Annotated in this window: 14 protein-coding genes and 1 tRNA gene; 7 read left to right on the forward strand and 8 right to left on the reverse strand. The window is 65.6% G+C overall.

Features of this window, described 5'->3' with window-relative positions; genetic code table 11:
* Positions 1-47: 47 nt before the first annotated feature.
* The gene (gltX, locus tag F9929_RS06815; protein ID WP_152045815.1) at positions 48-1,427 is read right to left on the reverse strand and encodes a glutamate--tRNA ligase; all 1,380 of its coding nucleotides are present in this window, start codon (positions 1,425-1,427) and stop codon (positions 48-50) included.
* 165 nt (positions 1,428-1,592) lie between these two features.
* On the opposite strand from gltX, the gene F9929_RS06820 reads away from it, so the two are divergent.
* Positions 1,593-2,207, forward strand: coding sequence for a DedA family protein (locus F9929_RS06820; protein ID WP_152045816.1), 615 nt, complete (start codon positions 1,593-1,595; stop codon positions 2,205-2,207).
* A 21-nt stretch (positions 2,208-2,228) separates the two neighbouring features.
* Here the strand turns inward: F9929_RS06820 and F9929_RS06825 are convergent, their stop codons facing one another.
* From F9929_RS06825 to rpiA, 7 genes are all read right to left on the reverse strand, one after another.
* Complete coding sequence (locus F9929_RS06825) at positions 2,229-3,608, reverse strand: class II 3-deoxy-7-phosphoheptulonate synthase (protein ID WP_152045817.1); 1,380 nt, start codon at positions 3,606-3,608, stop codon at positions 2,229-2,231.
* Between the two features lie 128 nt (positions 3,609-3,736).
* Positions 3,737-4,315: a hypothetical protein gene (locus F9929_RS06830; RefSeq protein WP_152045818.1), complete on the reverse strand. Its 579-nt coding sequence runs from the start codon at positions 4,313-4,315 to the stop codon at positions 3,737-3,739.
* Positions 4,316-4,320: 5 nt separating this feature from the next.
* Positions 4,321-6,447: a glycoside hydrolase family 3 N-terminal domain-containing protein gene (locus F9929_RS06835; RefSeq protein ID WP_193227637.1), complete on the reverse strand. Its 2,127-nt coding sequence runs from the start codon at positions 6,445-6,447 to the stop codon at positions 4,321-4,323.
* A 13-nt stretch (positions 6,448-6,460) separates the two neighbouring features.
* On the reverse strand, positions 6,461-7,111 hold the full coding sequence (locus tag F9929_RS06840) for a gamma-glutamylcyclotransferase family protein (RefSeq protein ID WP_235919093.1): 651 nt from the start codon (positions 7,109-7,111) through the stop codon (positions 6,461-6,463).
* Complete coding sequence (gene gor, locus F9929_RS06845; RefSeq protein WP_152045819.1) at positions 7,104-8,501, reverse strand: glutathione-disulfide reductase; 1,398 nt, start codon at positions 8,499-8,501, stop codon at positions 7,104-7,106. Before gor ends, F9929_RS06840 begins: the two co-directional genes overlap by 8 nt.
* A 92-nt stretch (positions 8,502-8,593) precedes the next feature.
* A complete protein-coding gene (locus F9929_RS06850; protein ID WP_152045820.1) occupies positions 8,594-9,160 on the reverse strand; it encodes a DUF2059 domain-containing protein in 567 nt (188 codons plus the stop codon).
* A 126-nt stretch (positions 9,161-9,286) separates the two neighbouring features.
* Complete coding sequence (gene rpiA, locus F9929_RS06855; protein ID WP_152045821.1) at positions 9,287-9,991, reverse strand: ribose-5-phosphate isomerase RpiA; 705 nt, start codon at positions 9,989-9,991, stop codon at positions 9,287-9,289.
* A gap of 148 nt (positions 9,992-10,139) precedes the next feature.
* Here rpiA and F9929_RS06860 point away from each other — a divergent pair, with 148 nt between their 5' ends.
* The 6 genes from F9929_RS06860 (at position 10,140) to F9929_RS06885 (ending at position 19,270) form a co-directional block, all read left to right on the forward strand.
* On the forward strand, positions 10,140-10,817 hold the full coding sequence (locus F9929_RS06860) for an HAD hydrolase-like protein (RefSeq protein ID WP_235919094.1): 678 nt from the start codon (positions 10,140-10,142) through the stop codon (positions 10,815-10,817).
* A gap of 54 nt (positions 10,818-10,871) precedes the next feature.
* A tRNA-Val gene (locus F9929_RS06865) sits at positions 10,872-10,946 on the forward strand.
* A gap of 523 nt (positions 10,947-11,469) precedes the next feature.
* Entirely contained in the window at positions 11,470-12,189 is a 720-nt protein-coding gene (locus tag F9929_RS06870) for a hypothetical protein (protein WP_152045823.1), read from the forward strand.
* Complete coding sequence (locus F9929_RS06875) at positions 12,186-13,484, forward strand: hypothetical protein (RefSeq protein ID WP_152045824.1); 1,299 nt, start codon at positions 12,186-12,188, stop codon at positions 13,482-13,484. The genes F9929_RS06870 and F9929_RS06875 overlap by 4 nt, the downstream gene beginning before the upstream one ends.
* A complete protein-coding gene (locus F9929_RS06880) occupies positions 13,481-16,579 on the forward strand; it encodes a virulence factor SrfB (protein ID WP_152045825.1) in 3,099 nt (1,032 codons plus the stop codon). Before F9929_RS06875 ends, F9929_RS06880 begins: the two co-directional genes overlap by 4 nt.
* Positions 16,580-16,591: 12 nt before the next feature.
* On the forward strand, positions 16,592-19,270 hold the full coding sequence (locus tag F9929_RS06885; protein ID WP_152045826.1) for a virulence factor SrfC family protein: 2,679 nt from the start codon (positions 16,592-16,594) through the stop codon (positions 19,268-19,270).
* The last annotated feature ends 3 nt before the right edge of the window (positions 19,271-19,273 follow it).

Raw genomic sequence — 19,273 nt, forward strand, 5'->3', positions numbered from 1 at the left:
AGATCGAAGGGTCCGCCCGTTTCAACCGGGCAGACCCTCCGAACGCTTTAGGGGCGGCGTACCGACGCCCGCGCGCGGCCGATCAACGGAAGAAGCTGCGCCAGTTCCGGTCCTTGATCGAGGCCCGTCAAGGCCAAGCGCAGCGGCATGAAGAGCGTCTTGCCCTTGCGCCCGGTCGCGGCCTTCACCCGATCAGTCCAGACTTTCCACGTGCCTGCATCCCAAGGCTCGGGCGGCAGAAGATCGAAGGCGGTCGCCAGGAAGCCGCGATCCTCCTCGCTGAATTCGGCCGCATCCCGTTCCCCGAACACGACCCGCCGCCATCCCTCGGCATCGCGGACACGGGTGCAATTGGCGCGAACGGCCAGCCAGAAGGCTTCGATCTCCGCCTCCGGCACACCGAAACCGATGAGTTCCTCGCGCACCGCGTCCGGCGCCAGCCCATGCACGATTTCCGCCGACAAGCGCTCCAACTCGGCTGGGTCGAATTTCGAGGCCGAAGCCGACACGCTGTCCAGCGCTAGCTTTTCGCCAAGCGATGCCAGATCGGGCATGGCCTCAATGGCGCTCGCCGTGCCGGTCAGGACGGACAGTGAGGCCACCGCCATCGGCTGGATACCGTCATCCCGCAGCGAGCGCAGCGACAGAGCGCCCGAGCGCTTGGACAGCCCCTCGCCGTCCACGGTGGTCAGGATGTTGTGGTGTCCGAACGCCGGCACGGCATAGCCGAGCGCGCGGAACAGGGCGATCTGGACGCCGGTATTGGTGATGTGATCGCCGCCGCGAATGATGTGGGTGATGCCCATCTCGCCGTCGTCCACGACGGATGCCAGCGTATAAACGTAGGTCCCGTCCTCGCGCACCAGCACCGGATCGGAGAGCGACGAAAGATCGACGGTCTCTTCGCCGAGAACGAGATCGGTCCAGGCCACATCCGTCCGGCGCGGCGCGAAGGAATCGTTCTCGAAGTTAGGCAGAAGAAAGCGCCAATGCGGTCGGCGACCCTCGGCCTCGAACCGCTCCCTGTCCACATCCGTCAGCTTCAGCGCCTCGCGCCCGTAGACGCGCGAGCCGCCACGCGCGATCATGCGGCTGCGGCGTCGCTCCAGTTCCTCCTGCGTCTCGTAGCAGGGGTAGAGAAGGCCCGCCGCTTTCAACCGCTCGGTCGCGGCATCGTAGAGCGCCAGACGATCGGACTGGCGCACCACGATATCGGGCCGGATGCCGAGCCATTCGAGATCTTCGCGGATCGCCTGCGCATACTCATCCCGTGAGCGCTCGCGGTCGGTGTCGTCGTAGCGCAGGATGAAGGTGCCCTCCGCCCGCTCCTTGGCGAAGATCCAGTTGAACAGCGCGGTGCGCAGGTTGCCGATGTGGATGTAACCCGTCGGCGAGGGTGCGAATCGGACGGAAGGATGGTTCGACATGTGGCGCATCTATCATTCCAGCCGACGCCACCGCCAGCGGCGATAAAGCCTTCATGTCGAACAGTTTGCAGGAAGCGATTGCAAAAACCCGGTCGGGTACGACATAGGACCGCAGGGCGTTCGCCCGTTCAAATCCAGAATTCGAATCGCCAATCCGGAGCGTTCGTGTACGAAATACTCGATCTGGTCAGCCGGTTCGGCCCCATCATCGTCCTGATCGGGACGTTTTTCGAAGGCGAGGTCTTCGCCATCATCGGCGGCTTCCTGGCCTATCGCGGCTCATATTCGCTGGAATTCATCATCGCGCTCGCCTTTGCCGGCTCGTTCACCGGCGATCTCGCGGTGTTTCTGTTCGCGCGCTTCTGTTCCGCCCACCGTTGGGTGCAGCGATGGAAATCCAAGCCCAAATTCGCCAAGGCGATTCGGCTGGTGGAGAAGTACCAGGCGTTTTTCGTGATCGTGAACCGCTATATCTACGGCCTCAGGATGCCGGGGCTCATCGCCCTCGGCCTGTCGTCGATCTCGGTGCCGCGCTTTCTCGTCCTGAACCTGATCGGCGCGGGGATCTGGGCCGGCCTCTTCACCACGATCGGCTATGTGTTCGGCTCGGCGATCAATCTCGTGTTCGCCCGGCTCGAGGTGGTGGAACACGCGGTCGGCATCACGCTCGGCGTCGTCGCCGTTGTGCTGGCTCTCTGGTTCGCTTGGCGCCAATGGGGCCCGGCGATCTTCGCCACACGCAATTCGCCCGGTGAGAGCAAGGACGACCGGGCGAACTGATCGCCCGGTCGTTCATCGGTATCAGAAGTTCGCGGCCTGCTTCGGCTCGAGCGCCGCGATGTCCTTCTTGAGAAGCTCGGCCGTCAGGAACGCAAGTTCCAGCGCCTGATAGGCGTTGAGGCGCGGGTCGCAATGCGTGTGGTAGCGGTCCGAAAGGTCTTCGGCCGACACCATGCGCGAGCCGCCGGTGCATTCCGTCACGTCCTTGCCGGTCATCTCGATATGGATGCCGCCGGCATGGGTGCCTTCCGCACGGTGCACCTCGAAGAAGCGCTCGACTTCGGCGAGGATGCGGTCGAAGGGCCGCGTCTTGTAGCCGTTCACCGAGATCGTATTGCCGTGCATCGGGTCGCAGGACCACACGACCTTGCGCCCTTCCCGCTCCACCGCGCGGATGAGCTTGGGCAGGTGTGCCTGCACCTTTTCGTGGCCGAACCGGGCGATCAGCGTCAGGCGGCCCGGCTTGTTCTGCGGGTTCAGGACGTCGATGAGACGAAGCAGGCCGTCCGGCTCCAGCGAAGGACCGCATTTGAGGCCGAGCGGGTTCCTGATGCCCCTGCAGAACTCCACATGAGCGTTGTTTTCCTGGCGCGTCCGATCGCCGATCCAGATCATGTGCCCGGAGGTCGCGTACCAGTCTCCGGAAGTCGAATCGACGCGCGTCAGCGCCTCCTCGTAGCCGAGAAGCAGCGCCTCGTGGCTGGTGAAGAAGTCCGTTTCGCGCAAAGCCGGATGCGTTTCGGCGGTGATGCCGATGGCGCGCATGAAGTTCATGGTTTCCGAAATGCGGTCCGCCAGATGCCCGTAGCGCTCGCCCTGCGGCGACCCGGAAATGAAGCCCAGCATCCATTGGTGAACGTTGTCGAGATTGGCGTAACCCCCTTGCGCGAAGGCGCGCAGGAGGTTCAGCGTCGCGGCCGACTGGCGATAGGCTTCAAGCTGGCGCTCGGGTGCGGGAACGCGCGAGGCTTCGTCGAACTCGATGCCGTTGACGATGTCGCCGCGATAAGCCGGCAGCGTCACATCGCCCTTGGTTTCCGAGCCCGACGACCGGGGCTTGGCGAACTGTCCCGCGATGCGCCCGACCTTCACCACCGGCGATGCCGCAGCGAATGTGAGAACCACTGCCATCTGCAGGAAAGCGCGGAAGAAGTCGCGGATATTGTCCGCGCCATGCTCCGCGAAGCTTTCGGCGCAATCGCCTCCTTGAAGCAGGAAGGCGCGACCTTCGGCGACGTCACCCAGGGCACGGGTGAGCTTCCTCGCCTCGCCTGCAAAAACGAGCGGTGGAAACGAGGCGAGCCTGCGCTCGGTTTCGGCAAGCGCCCCGAGATCCGGATAAACCGGCGCTTGTTCGATCGGCTTCGCCCGCCAGCTCTGCGGCGTCCACTCCTTGGCCATGGTCGTCGTCCTCTCGGCCCTCATCGGCCGGCATCCGCGCTTCTTCTGCATTCTCGCGCGCGGTTCTGATCTTGACGGCGGCTTATAACCACGCCGGGCCCGTCTTGTCATCCGAAGGGCCGGTGGGATCAACCGATGCGAAGCGCCGGGCCTTGCGGACAGGTCACGGCGATCCAATCCGTGGATCGCCGCCCATAGGTTCGGCGCAAGAGATCGACGCCTCCGTGCACCGTTTCGTCATCTCCCGATCCGCCGAGGTCCAGAAACACGTCGAGCGGCGTTTCAGGCATCGCCATGAGATCCGCCAATGGCCGCCAGAGTTCGAGGCCGGGCCCGGCTCTCATGGAGGGAGCCGAAAGAACAACCGGACCTTCTGTCTTCAGCAAATCCGCGATCACGGCGGCCGGCATCAATTCCAGTACGGCCGGACGGATCAAAGCCAGACCGTGACGGTGGGCGAAAGTCGATGGGCTGAGATCGGAAATCCAGAGAACGCGCGAATCGTCGTCCGGTGCGCCGAGCCTGTCCTTCACTGGTTTCGGTCCCCCGGAAAAAGCGCGGTCGGCATAGTTCCGGAAGATCGTGAGATGGCGTTTCGAGAAGACGCGAAGGTCGGCCGTGGACGCCCCGACCTCGCTTGCCGCCGTCAGCGCCAAGGCCGCGCTTGCCTTCAGAACGTCGCGCCGCGTCACCCCTTCTTTTCGCATCGTCCTCACGCTTCGATGGTGACCCGCGCCGACATGAGCGTGGAGCGATCCGCGCTTCCGCCGACGAGGAGGTCGTATTCGCCCGGCTCCACCGCCGGCTTCAGATCGAGACCGGGGAAGCGCAAGGCCTCGACCGGAAGCATCACCACGGCCCGTCCCTTCTCGCCCGGACGCAGGAAGAGCTTGGTGAAAGCCTTGAGTTCCAGGAGAGGCCGCGCGACGCGCGCCACCGGTTTGCGGGAAAACACGAAGATCGTCTCTTCCGCTTCCCGCGCGCCCTGATTCTCCACGTCGATACTGAGGACGATCGTATCGCCTCGCTTGGCGTTTCGCGGTTCTGCTTGAACCGCCGAATAGATGAACCGCCCATAGGTCAGGCCATGGCCGAACGGGAAAAGCGGCGTCGTCGGCAGGTCCTGATACTTGCTCGTGTAATGCTGGTCGGATGCCGGCCGGCCCGATGGCCGCTCGCCAAGAAAGATCGGCACCTGCCCGACGGAGCGCGGCCAAGTGACGGGCAGGCTCGCCGTCGGCGAAGCGCGACCGGTAAGGATATCGGCGATGGCGTGGCCTGCCTCGCTGCCGCAGAACCACGTCGCCAACACCGCGTCGGCACGCTCGAACAGCCACGGAACGGCAAGCGGGCGCCCGGACGACAGAAGCACAATGGTCGGGCGACCGAGGGCCAGCACGCTTCTGGCGAAATTGGCTTGGTCGCCAGGGAGATCGAGACCGGATCGGCTCGCCGCCTCGCCGCTCATGTCGCGCGATTCGCCAAGGCAAAGGATGACGATATCGGACGCCCTGGCGACTTCGATAGCGTTGCCGGGGCCGATCTCGTCCTCGCGGTCGACGCCCACGCCGCGCGCGTACCGAACCTCGCTGTCGGGCCGCGCTTCCCGGAGGCCCGTGAGGATGGTCACCGTATCCTTCGCCTCGCCCGCCCCCGACCAGCTTCCCATCATGTCCGTTGCGGCATCCGCCAGGGGTCCGAGAACGGCGATCCGCATCGGCTCTGCCTTCAAGGGCAGAACGTCGTTGCGATGGGTCAAAAGAACGATGGAGCGGCGGGCGGCCTCACGCGCCGCCTCGCGCAGCCTCGGTCTGTCGACGGGCTGCATGCTGTCCCGCCGAAACGGATCGTCGAACAGCCCCAGCCGCTCCTTCAGGGTCAGGACGCGCCGAACGGCCGTGTCGATGGCTTCCACCGCGACGAGGCCACGCTCCAGCGCGACCGGCAGACCTTCGACATAGGCGTTGCTCATCATGTCGATATCGACGCCGGCATTCAAAGCCTGTGCCGCCGCTTCGCCTAGATCCGCCGCGACGCCATGCACGACGAGTTCGGCGATCGCGTTGTAGTCGCTGATGACGACGCCCTCGAAACCCGCCTCGCCGCGCAGCCAACCGTTCAAAAGCGGTCCGTTGGCCGTCATCGGCACGCCGGAAAGGTCGGAGAAGGCGGGCATCACGGCGGCTGCGCCGGCCCGCATCGACGCCTCGAACGGCGGCAGGTAGACTTCCCGCAGCGTGCGCTCCGACATATCGGTGGACGCGTAGTCGCGCCCGGCGACGGCCGCGCCATAGGCGACGAAGTGCTTGACGGTGGCGGCGACGGCATCCCTCGCGCCGAGCGATGCGCCCTGGAAACCGCGCACCTTGGCTTCGGCGACGAGCGACGTGACGAGCGGGTCTTCCCCCGCGCCTTCCGCCATGCGCCCCCAGCGGGGATCGCGGGACACATCCAGCATCGGCGCGAAGGTCAGCGCGATGCCGTCCGCCGCCGCCTCGCTCGCCGCGATGCGCGCCGTGCGCTCCCAGAGCGCGGGATCGAAGCTCGCCGTTTCCGCCAGCGGAATCGGAAACACGGTGCGATGGCCGTGCACGACATCGAAGCCGAACAGAATCGGGATCTTCAACCGCGTTTCTTCCAGCGCGATCCGTTGAAGGCGGTTCGTCGCGTCCTGCCCATAGAGGTTCAGGAGACTTCCGGCTCGACCTTGGCGAACCGATTCCTCCACATCGGTGGCGAGCACCGGGCCTGTCACGGAGAAGCCGGCCGCCAGCATGGCGAGCTGGCCGATCTTCTCCTCGATGGTCATGACGGCGAGAAGCGAATCGATACGCGACACTGCTGGCTGTCCCTCAAGCGGGTTGGAAGATGACGCCCCTGTCTGTGAGAAGCGCGTCGAAGTGCGCGGCTTCGCCTTCGGCAAGACGCACCGCGCGGGGATAGCGCGGCGCGGCGCGATCCTTGATGACGATGGTCTCGAACCCCTCAGTTTCCGAAACGAAGCCCGCGAGCCCCTCCTCGCCGTGGATCGCGAGGAAGCCCTGCATCACGGCGTCGAGATAGGATTGCAGAATGGCGGAGCCCGTATCGGCCGCCGTCTCCTCAGTCCGGGTCGCCTCGTAGATGTAGACGGGCATGCCGGGAGCCGGATCGTTCTCGATGGCGATGTCCGAGGAGATCACCGTCCGACGGTCGTACCCGGCCTCGCGCTCGTCCACGGCGCCGAGATTGTCGATAAGATCGTAGACCACGACGCCATCCGTCGGGTGCTCGGGCTCCGGCCGGACCGACAAAAGCGCGATGCCGACGCTCGGCCGAGGAAGCCAGAACCGCCGCCAGCCGGAAACCCGCGCGCGCCGCACCGCCAGAAACTTGGTGCGCAGCGTATCGCGGTTGACCAGCGATCCGTAGCCGAAATAGGCGACCACTTGGGCCTCGGAAACGAGGCGCGCGAAATCCGGATGATCGGGATGGGCGGCACCCGTCATCCCTGCCTCAGCCATCCACGCGCTCGCCGTTGCGGATGCGGTAGCTCGGCTCGTACATGGTCACCAGCTCTTCCGCGGCGGTCGGATGCACGGCCATGGTGCGGTCGAAATCGTCCTTCGTCAGCCGCGCCTTTACCGCGATGCCGAGAAGCTGGCTCATCTCGCCGGCATCGGGCCCCAGCACATGCGCGCCGAGAACGCGGCGAGTGGCGGCATCCACCACGAGCTTCATCAGCATGGGCTCGCTGCGGGTCGTCAGCGTCTGCCGCATGGGACGGAAGCGGGCCCGGTAGATCTCGATTTCCGGAAAAGCCTTCGAGGCCGCGCTTTCGGTCATCCCGACAGCGCCGATCTCAGGCTGCGAGAACACGGCGGTCGGCACGGTTTCGAAATCCGGCTTGGTGGGGTTGCCTCGGAAGACCGTTTCCACGAAGCACATGGCCTCGTGGATCGCGACGGGCGTCAGTTGGATGCGATGGGTCACGTCGCCGATGGCATAGACGCTCGGTACGTTCGTGCGCGAATAATCGTCGACCTTGATGCCGCCACGCTCGTCGAGATCGATCCCGACCTTGTCGCAGCCGAGATTTTCGGTGTTCGCCTGTCGCCCGATGGCGAGCATGACCTGATCGGCCTCGATGACGTCGCCGCCGAAGAGATGGGCCGCGAGCCTCCCGTTGCCGATCTGCGAAACACGCTCGATCGCCTCTTCGCAGCGGATCACCATCCCCTTCTTCTCCATCGCCTGATGGAGTTCGATGCGAAGATCGTCGTCGAAGCCCTGAAGGATCTCCTTGCCGCGATAAACCAACGTCACCTTCGCGCCGAGGCCGAGAAAGATGTTGGCGAATTCCACCGCGATGTAGCCGCCGCCGAGAATCACGACCGAGCGCGGCATTTCCTTCAGGTGGAAGGCCTCGTTGGAGGTGATGCAATGCTCGGCGCCCGGCAGGCTCGGATGGCGCGCGGCGCGACCGCCGACCGCGACGAGGATCGTCTCGGCCGATACCAGCCGGTCGCCGTCGAGAAACCGGACCTCGTGCGGGCCTTCCAGAACGGCGCGGGTGGCGTGCACCTCGACGCCCGCCTTCACGAGGTTGCTGCGGTAGATATTCTCCAACCGCTCGATCTCGCGGTCCTTGTTGGCGATCAGGGTCGCCCAGTCGAAGCGGTGCTCGCCCAGCGTCCAGCCATAGAAGGGCGCGTCCTCGAAGGTTTCGGAAAACTGCGAAGCGTAGACAAGGAGCTTCTTCGGCACGCATCCGCGAATCACGCAGGTGCCGCCGTAACGGTATTCCTCCGCGATGGCGACGCGCTTGCCGAGCATGGCCGCGCGGCGCGCGGCGCGCACCCCGCCGGAGCCGCCGCCGATAACGAAGAGGTCGTAATCGTAACGCTCGCTCACCCGAACAGCCTTTCCGTTGGAACCGATTTCACGCCGAACAAATGGAAAGGCGGCCGGAAGGCCGCCTTGCTGTCGTCATCGAAGGGCTGTCGTCATTGCGCCGAAGGCGCGGCCGTCGTCGGCATCGCGGCGCCCGTCACCTCCCCGCCGCCGCCGTTCTGCGACATGAGCTGCGTCATGCCCTGGGACGCCTTGTTGCGCAGATCGCGCAAAATGCCGTTCGACCAGACATCGGCCGCGGCCAGCATTTCGCGCGTCGCGACGGGGCCCTGGCGAAGCAGCTTCTTGCCGGCCTCGGAATTGTAGAAATCCGCGATCGACTTCAGTTCGGCTTCGGTGAAAAGCTTGGCGTAGACCCGGCTCACCTCGTTCTCGAGATCGGCGCGACGGGGCGCGAGTTCCAGCGCCTTCTCGTCCACCATGTCGGAAATCTGCGGCTGCATGTTGGGACTGGAGCCGATCAGATCCGATTTGATCTGGGTGGCCGCGTTCATGAGGATGTTGTCGAACTGCTCCGTGGAGTCGATCGCGTCCACCGCCGCGCGCGCCGCCGCCAGATGCGAAGGCGCGATCTCCTGCGCCGTGGCCGGCATCGCGGTGGCCGATCCGGCGACCGCGACGGCGAGCAGGCCACAGCGAATCTTGTTCAAAAGAACCATGACAGTCCTGTCTCCATCCAAAGGCGACGCCGGCGCCCGGCAGATCGGTGATCCGGCGTTCCTATCCAATCGGCCCGCAAAGCCGCAAGCCCCGATCGGCCAATCGGCGAAGGTCCGGGCGCCTCGTCAGGCCGGTCGATTGTGCCGAACCTCGACCCCATCGCTTCGCGCGATCACGGCGTCCGAGGCGTATCGAAGGAACAAACCATGCTCGACGACGCCGGGAACGGCGTGAAGAGCTTCCGACAGCGCTTCTGCTTGTGGAATGCGGCCAAAAGATGCGTCCAGAATCAAGTGCCCGTTGTCGGTGATGAAGGGCTCCGCACCAGCGAGGCGCATGGTGATTTCGCCCGAAAGCCCCAGCCGCTCTGCTGCCTTGCGGATGCCGATATAGGTGGCGGTCAGGCCGAAGCCGTTGACCTCGATCGGAACGGGAAAGGCGCCGAGCGTCTCGACGCATTTGGAAGCGTCGGCGATCACAACCATGCGAGCGGAAGCCGCCGCCACGATCTTTTCGCGCAACAGAGCGCCGCCGCCGCCCTTGATCAGCCGAAAATCGGCATCGATCTCGTCCGCGCCGTCGATCGTCAGATCGAGTTCCGGCATTTCGTCCAAGGTCACGATCGGCACGCCGAGTTCTCCGCAAAGCTCTGCGGTGCGTTTCGATGTCGCAACGCCGGTGATGCGGAGGCCGGTCGTCACCTTTTCCGCCAGAACACGGATGAACGCTTCCGCCGTGGACCCGGTGCCGATGCCGAGCCGCATCCCATCCTCAACGAAGGACAAGGCCGCCCGTCCGGCTTTTTCCTTCAACGCTGCGGCATCCGCCATGATTCGAGCCCTCCCGCCTCGGACGCCGGAGCGATCCGGCCTTGAGATCGGGTCTAGCGAAGGTTCGGTGCCCTGTCGAATGCGTCGTCCCTTGACGCAGCCGACGGGGAGACGAACAAGTCCTTGCCTCTTCGACAAGGGAACACGCATGGCACTCGCCGTTTTCGATCTCGATGGAACGCTCGTGGACACGGCGCCCGATCTTTGCGCGAGCCTCAACGCCTGCCTGTCCTTCGCGGGGATGCCCGCGATCGATCTCGATGTCGTGCGCCCGCATGCCGGCCATGGCGCGAGGGTGATGCTCGCAAAAGCCTATGAACGGCAGAACCGCCCTTTGCCGGCCACGGAAGCCGACGAGCAGCTCGCCCGGTTTCTCGGCCATTACGAAGCGCATATCGCCGATACGTCCCGGCCCTTCCCCGGAGCCGTCGCGGCGATGGACCGATTGACGGAAGACGGGTTCAAGCTCGCCATCTGCACGAACAAGACCGAGAAGCTTGCGCGGCTTCTCATGGAAGCCCTGGGCCTCGCCGGTCGATTCGCGGCGATATGCGGTGCCGACACCTTCACGGCGAGGAAGCCCGACCCGATTCATCTTCTCGGCACGATCGCGCGAGTGGGCTTCGGGCGGCGCGATGCGGTGATGATCGGCGACACATCGACGGACACGGACGCCGCGCAGGCCGCGCGCGTGCCCTCCATCCTCGTCGATTTCGGCTATGCGCCGGACGAGCGCGCGAGGCGCGAGGCTTCCGCGGTGATCTCCGGCTTCACCGAACTCGACGCCGCGCTTTGCCGCCGCCTGATCCGCTCGATGCCCGATTGACGCTGAAGGGTTCCTCGCATAATAGGGCGTTGTTCGCGCTTCGAAGCGCGCGACGGGCGCGTAGCTCAGCGGGAGAGCACCTCGTTCACACCGAGGGGGTCACAGGTTCGATCCCTGTCGCGCCCACCATTCGAACCCGCTCCGGCGTGGTTTCTTCGACAGTTCACCCTTTTCGATATCGATATTCCGGCCGCATATTCGGGCGGTTCAGCGCATCCCGTTGTTTATGTCGCGAGCTTTGGCGAGCATCTCGCGGGAGATAATTCGTATCTTCCGTGGCGCGCACAGCCCGCCCTGCGTTCGGTCGGGTTTGGTCGCGATCTAAATCAAAGGTTGTATTTCTACGCTTGTTCCCGCTTGACGAGAACAGGTCGTGACGACATCATGGCTGGAAAGGGGCAATCCAATCCGGGCCGGCAAGGCGTCCGCATCTTCGATGCGGCGGCTTCGTGCGGCCGTCGATACAACTTCAGGTTAGTCTTTGGGGCACGCGTCCGACAATCACAGGTATTTTCTGCGGAGCGGCAGTCTTGCGCCCTATGCGGAATCGACCCGGAACGGATCGGGTGTCCTGAACGATTGCGATGCGTTTCTGTCAGAAATCGAGGCACGGTGCGGCAAGGACGCTGCGTCGCTCTTCGCCCGTCCCTACGTGACGAATGCGCCCGGCGGCGGCCAAGCTTCAGTCTCCTGGTACACAGATATCGACGGCACTGCGGTTCGCTGGATCGACCTCGATCCGCAAACGCGTCAACAAGCGGCCGAGGACATCAAGGCGGCGGTCGCGGCGCTGGAACCGGTTCTTCACGATCCGTCCTTGGGTCCGAGCGTCCAGCGCGCCTTGAATGTCGCTGACCTCCCGCGCGATCTCCTTCTTGTCGGGGGCAAGCCAGTTCTGACCAACTGGGGTCTCCTGCCGGTCGAGATCGCGGGCGACGAGGGACGAAGGCAGGTCCATTGGGAACGAGGGCTCGGCTCGATCCTGGCTTGGAGCGCCCCGCCGCCCTTCGCAGATGCCGACCCGGAAATGGTGCCGTTCGGGCCTTCCTCGACGGATGTATCATCAAATGTCGGCGTTTCGCCCGAAGCCCACGTCGAAGCGGCCGGTTCGACGCAGGCAGCCGTTCCATTTCCTACACCCACGCGAATGACGGTCGGCAGAACACTTCCGAACTGGATCTGGCCTGCCGCCGCGTCCGGCGTGGTTCTCCTCGCGATCCTTCTGCTTCTGTTCGTTCCGCGCCTCGGCCTCCTGAGCACCGCGTTCCGCAACGGTGGCATCGAGGACCAGTTCGCCGCTCTGGAGCAGCGCGCGACGCTTCTGCGGACTGGCCTCGCCTCGGACTTTTGCACCGAGCCCGCCCGGCCATGAGAAGCATCCGCCTCGCGACCACGATGCTGCATTCCCTGCGTCCGGTCGGCACCGGCGCGGAGCGCGACCATGGCCTTCTGACCGACGTGCTGCGCCGCGAGTTCGGGGCGGATGCCGCAACGCTCCTTGCCGAACCGGTCGCAGCGCAGGACGGTTCGAAGATCGACTGGTACGTTTCCGCTGACGAGCGCCCCGTTCCATCGACGGACCTTTCCGAAGACGAACGCGCCTCGCTTCTCGACAAGCTGGAAAAGCGCAAGGCGGACATCGCCGTTCTGGCGGACAAGCTCGAACGAGGCTCGCAAACCGACCGGGATGCTGCCCGCGCCCTTCGCCACGCCATGGTGATCCCCGGACCGGACGCGATCTACCGCGTGAAGGGCGATCCAGTGCTCGTCGCCTGGGGATATCGGGAAGCCGGCCGGCCGAACTACGAAAGTGGTCTGAAGGCCGCGGCCGGAGCAAAGGCAGCAGCAGCGCACTCCCTTCCGCCCATGGCAGCGACCATGCCGATGCCGGCAGCGGGTGTTTTGCCCACGACGTCGGCGACTAGATGGAGATGGCAGAGCCTCGCCGCCCTTTTGTGGCTGGTTCTGGCTTTTCTCGTTCTCGTCTTCCTATGGCTGCTCCTCACTGCCTTTCCAACTTGGCGCCTGCCCTTCATGCCAACCTTTCCAGGGTTCGGCACGGTCTCACTCACCGCTCCGTCGATCGCAGTGGACCCGGCGAGGCTCGATGCCCTTCGCCTCGAAATCGCGACGCTCGAAAGGCGAACGGCCGACGCGCGGAACTCCTGCCTCGTGGAAGCCGGACGCGCTAATGCCCCGACCCTTCCTGAAACCGTCACGCAGCGGATCGATCGCTCGGGCGCTCAAGGAGGGGCGTTGCAGGTCTCGCTGACTTGGGACGGGCCGGCGGACCTCGATCTTTCCGCTTTCTGCCCGAATGGCGCGCGCATCGATTTCGGCCATCCCGCGCTTTGTGGCGGCCGCCTGGATGTCGACGCCAATGCCGGCGTGCCGACCCGTTCGCCGGTCGAGAACATCTTCTGGGCCGACGGCGCGGCCATTCCCGCCGAGGTGCCGGTCGGCGTCACCTATTACGGCGATCACGGCGATCCACGCGCCGAGATCCCTTATCGCCTGCGCATCCGCCGCTCGGTGACCGATACGGCGACCGGGGAAGTCATCGCCAACGACGAGTTCGTCGACGGCGTCGCCCGCCGCACCGAAATCGGCCGCACCCAGATCCCGCGCCGGATCGAAACCACTCCCGCAGTCGAAGTCCAGCGATGACAGAGCCCGCCGAAATCGTTCTGGTGCCTCATTCCGGCATCCAGTTCGTTACCATTCCCTTCGATGTCGAGCGTATCGGACGCTTCGATCGCCCCTTCATCGAGCGCCGTATCGAGGGCGAGGAGATCGACGGGCGCGCTGTCTGGCGGCTCCTTCCTGCCTGGAACGAGAGCAATCCCGGCGAGGACCATCCGCACGGCTCGGAGAATGACGATCGCGAATATTCGGTCGGCAAGGCGAAGGCGCTCGATCCTTTCCTGAACGAGTGGGTGCCCCTGCCCTACCTTCGGCTGCGGCGCGGTCGCGACCAGAAGGGGCAGGAACTCTACGACAAGGGGCCGACGAACTGGGCACGCGTCCGCGTGGTTAAGGCACCGGCTTGCGCTCAGCCCGATGCCCCGAGCCACCTCGCGGTCTTCGCCTTCGACACCGGGCTTGAAGCCGAAAACGACGAGGAGCGCGCGGCTTCCGGTGCGCCCTACACGACGCCGACCGTGGGCGATGCCGGCAATTCGCAGGAGTTCCGCCTCGTGTCGCGGATCGCGACGAACGGCTGGTTCCTGTCCGATCCGCAACCGCGCGAAGGGCATGTCGAGGATTTCCAGACCTGGGTTCTCGCCTGGGTCGAGAAGCTTTTCATCGATCAGCGGAAGCGGGATCTTGGCCGCGCGCTGCGCGAGGACGACCTTCGCAACGCGCTGGAACATGCCGCCCGGTGGTTCGCGTTCGTCGGCCTGCTGGATGCCGGCTGCCAAGCGCCGCGCGTGCGCTTCGTGGATACGGTGACGGACCAGGCGTCGATCCGCCCGGTGCTGGTCGATCTCGTGCTCGACATCGGCAACAGCCGCACCTGCGGCCTCCTCGTGGAGAACTATCCGAACGAGGATGCGGTCGATCTCAACAATTCCGCGATCCTGCGCTTACGCGATCTGGCGAGGCCTGAACTCGTCCATGGCGAGCCCTTCGACAGCCATGTGGAGTTCTCGCAGGCCCATTTCGGCCCCGAGGATCTGTCGCGCCGGTCGGGCCGCGCGCGCGCTTTCTTCTGGCCGAGCCTCGTGCGCGTCGGCCCGGAAGCCGGGCGCTTACGCTCGGTGAAGGGCGGCACGGCGGCGGTCGGCGGCATGTCGAGCCCGAAGCGCTACCTTTGGGACATCGCCTCCGTGAACCAGCCATGGCGCTTTCCGCGCGCCGACTACGCGGCGGACGGCACCGCCCCGCCGATCAGCCGCATCGCCCGTCCCTATCTCAACCGCTTCGGCGACGTGATCTCGCAGGTCCGCAAGGACAAGCGGCTTTATTCGCGCCTCCACGGGCGAAAGGCCGGAGCCGATCTCGACAAGGGCAGCCCGTCGCTCTCCTATTCGCGCTCGTCCCTCTACGGGCTGATGCTGGCGGAAATCGTCTGGCAGGCCTTCGTTTCGATCAACAACCCGCAGGTGCGCGCCGGGCGCAAGCAAAGCGGCGCGCCGAGACGCCTGCGGCGGATCATCCTGACGCTGCCTTCCGCCCTGCCGACGCAGGAACAGCGCCTGATGAAGTCGCGGGCGGAAGGCGCGGTCGCGCTTCTATGGGACCTGATGGGCTGGAGCGGCGGCGGCGCGATCCGGATGCAGCGCCCGCTCGTGGAAGTCTCGTGGGACGAGGCGACCTGCGTCCAGCTCGTCTGGCTGTACAGCGAGATCGCCCGCAAGTTCGGCGGCCGCATCCGCGATTATTTCGAACTGGCGGGCCAAACCCGGCCACGCTTCGAGCCGAACGCGCAGCCGCGCGCCGACGCGAAGCCGGAGCCCTCGCTGCGCGTCGCTTCCATCGATATCGGCGGCGGCACCACCGATCTGATGATCACGACCTATTTCCAGGACGACGACCGGGCGCTCGTTCCCGTCCAGACCTTTCGCGAGGGGATCGGCGTCGCAGGCGACGATGTCGTGCGGGCGGTGATCGAGCGTTGCGTGCTGCCGGCCATCGGGGACGCCCTGCGCGAGCGCGGCCAGCGCGACATCCGCGCGCTTTTGAACGAGCTTTTCGGCGGCGACCGGTCCGACATGGCCGAGCAGGTCAAGGATCGCCGGCGCGAGATCGTGTTGAAGGTCCTGACGCCCGCCGCCCTAGCCATCATGGCACTCTACGAAGTCTCCGGCGCCGAGCGCTACGAGAGCGTCACGACGCGCCCTCTCGATGAACTCGTACCCGCCCTCGCCGCGATGGACGACATGGATCTGTCCTATGTGACGGATGCGTTGCGGGCACGTGGCACGGACGGCTTCGACCTCCGCGCCGTGTCCGTACCGCTCGATTTCAACCGGGTGCGCGGGGCTATTCGGGAAACGCTTGGCCCGTCGCTGGCCTGCCTCGCCGAAGCGGTGGCGCATTTCGATTGCGATCGCCTGCTTCTTTCGGGTCGGCCGTCGCGCCTGCCGGCGATCGAGGAATTCATGCTCGATCATCTGGCCGTTACGCCCGACCGGCTCCAGCCGCTGCATCGCTATCGCGTCGACGTCTGGTATCCGTTCCGCAGCCGCGACTCGATGACGATCGGCGATCCGAAGACCACGGCTGCCGTGGGTGCCATGCTCTGCGCGCTGGCCGAAGGCACGCTCGTCAACTTCATGCTCCAGACGAACCGCCTGCAACTGCGCTCCACCGCGCGCTACGTCGGTGAACTCGGCTCGGACGGCATTCTCGCCGAGGATCGCGTCCTTTTCACCGCCGACGACCTGACCCGGCGCGACGGGACCTCGTCCGCCAAGCGGATGCGCGTCCATGCCGCGTCGCGCATCGGCTACCGCCAGCTTCGCCACGCCCGCTGGATCACCTCCCCGCTTTATCGCCTGCGAATGAACGAGAACTCCGCGTCGATCCCGAAGCCGATCGAGGTGGTCGTCGGCCGCGAGGTCGAGATCGAAGCGACGGAGGATCGCGCCGCCCTCCTCGACCAGGAAGCCTCCAAGGAGGAACTGGCGGTGATCGAGGCGACCGACGCGAACGGGGCGGATGTCCGCCCCTCCATGAGCCTGTCCTTCTGCACCATGCCGCTCGACGACCGATCCAGCGAATACTGGCTGGAGTCGGGCACGCTGACGGTTCTTTGACGGAGGTCGGCGATGACTGCACATGGTGATCTGGGCTCCAGCGCACGAGCGGTGGGGGAGGCTGCGCGCGGCGGTCTCGACTGGCTGGCCGCTCCGGGCAATCGCGCTCTCGTCGGCGCCCATGGCCCCCGCGTCGAGCGCGAGTTGCGGCTCGGCGCGGTTCTGGCGCGAAGGCTGGCCGATGCGGCGGAGCGGCCGATGGCGGTCGCCGTCTTCGGCGCGAGCCAGGTCGGCAAATCTCACCTGATCTCGGTTCTCGCCCGCAAGGGTGACGCCCTCTTCGCCCGCTTTCCCGGCATGGCCGAGCCCGTCAACTACATCACCACGATCAACCCGGATCGCGGCAAGGAAGCGACGGGTCTCGTCACGCGCTTCACGGTTCGGCCCAGTCCCCCCGGTCCGGCGGGGTTTCCGGTTCACCTGCGCCTTCTCGGGCATGGCGACATCGTGAAGATCCTCGCCAACGCTTATTTCTTCGACGGCATGCCGGGCCGCTACGAGACGTGGCCGGAACGCGAGGAGATCGAAGCGTTTCTCACGCCCTTCCGCGCCGAGGCGCTTGGGGCCACCGGCGCGAATGGTCTGAGTGTCGAGGATGTCTGGGACCTCGAAGACTATTTCCGGAAGCATCTCGGCGAGTTCGAGCTGACGAAGCGGCTCGGCAGTTTCTGGCATTTGGCGGCGGAGATCGCGCCTCGACTGGCATTGCCGAGGCTTGCTGAGTTCCTGTCGCTGCTTTGGGGGCGTCACCGGGCGATCACCGACGTTTATCTGATGCTCGTCTCCGGCCTCCAGCGGCTCGGCTTCGCAGCGGAAGCCTACGCGCCCTTTGCCGCCATCGACATCCGCACACCCGGCGCCAAAAGCATTCTCGATGTCGAGGCGCTGAACGATCTGGTGGATGCCGACGCGCCGCGATTGACGCTCAGCACCGCCGCCGGCATCGGGGCGGACCTGCCGCGTCCGGTCGTCACCGCGCTGACGGCCGAACTGGTAATGACGCTCGCCGAGAAGCCCTGGGACTTCTTCGAGCGCACCGATCTCCTCGATTTTCCCGGCTATCGCACGCGCGGCCTGCCGCAAGGCGGCGATGGCGAGGAGACCGGCGGCCTCGCCGCCCATCTCGCGGCGTCCCCACGGGAAACCATCGCCGCGCTGATCCTGCGCGGCAAGGTCGAATACCTGTTCCAGCGCTACGCCGCGGAACAGGAAATCACCGCGATGCTGCTTTGCGTGAAGGAGAGCAATCTCGACGTCGCGCAGCTTGCCGACGTGGTGGCGAACTGGGTGGGCACGACCCATGGCCCCCGGCCCGCCGATCGCGTCAGTAAGGTCCCGCTCCTGTTCTTCGTCTTCACCCGCTTCGACCTGCATTTCGAAAAGAAGACAAGCGATTCCGCCATGGGACTGGCAACCCGGTTCGAGGGCCGGATGCTGGCGTCCCTCCTGAAGCCTTTCGGTTCCGGCAACGAGACCTGGGTGCGCCGTTGGACGCCCGACGCGACCTTCCGCAACAGCTATCTGATGCGCAACCCGAATGTCATGAACGGCGAGATGTTCGCCTTCGAGGGCCAGCGGGAGATCGCGGTCCGGCCGGATCGGACGGAATGGGTGGCGGCGCTTCGCCAGGGCTTCGTGGAGGCGCCCGGCGTGCGCGACCACTTCGCCGACCCCGTTCTCGCCTTCGACGAAATGATGCGTCTCAACGATGGCGGCGCAGGCCATATCGCCCGCAATCTCGCGCCCGTCTGTGATCCGGCGGTGAAGAAGCGGCAGGTTTCCGACCGTCTTTCACGCCTTGTCGCCGGCCTCATCCAGTGCTTGCGCCCATTCTACACGGCAACAGACCTCGACAAGCGCCTTCTCGAGCGGCAGGCCGTCGCGCGCCGCGTCGCGGAAGCCTTGTATCATTGCGGCGAACATCACGGACGGTTCGGCACGCTTCTCGGCGGACTGACGGTGGATGCCGCGATCATCTCCGACAGGCTCTACGAGTCGCTCCTCGCCACGAACGGGCGTCCAGCCGAGAGCGCTCCGACCCCGTCGCCTGGAACTCCGCGTCGGCGACGCCCGTGGGAAGCCGAGGAACCCGAGGCGGCTCCGGTGGCGGTCGCGACGACCCCGATCCACAGCCCTGAGATGGTTCTGGCGCAGGCGGCGTTCACCGAATGGACCGAACGGCTTTATGTCCGCGCCGCCGACCCTCATTTCGCGCGCGAGACCGGCGTCGAGAACGATCTTCTGCGTGAGCTCGTGGACGACATCGTGCTCGCCGCGCGCCGGCTCGACCTCACCGAGCGTTTAAGCGATTCCATCCGTCGCATCACCTTCCGCGACCGGCGCGACGAGCAGGTGGCGAAAGCGACCCTCGTTGCCGAGCGGCTGCTGAACGGCTTCCTCGGCGATCTCGGCACGTCCCTGATGCCGGCCGAAGCGCGGGCGATGAACACGATGGCCGAGCCGGAGCGACCGGTCTTCGCGCCGCGCCCGATCGCCTTCGACGCAGATGGCATCGGTCCCGAGCCGGAACCGCACGCGCTGCGCTTCTTGGACGACTGGGTCTGCGCTTACCTGCATCTGTCCCGCGAAAACGCCCTCGGATCGGACGGGTTGAAGATCGATCCTGTGGAGAACGCGCGGCTCGGCGCGGTGTTGTCCGCTCTCGAATCCTCGCGCGTCGGGGAGGCCTGATCG

The sequence above is a fragment of the Aureimonas psammosilenae genome (assembly GCF_009176975.1).
GTDB classification, from domain to species: Bacteria; Pseudomonadota; Alphaproteobacteria; order Rhizobiales; family Rhizobiaceae; genus Plantimonas; species Plantimonas psammosilenae.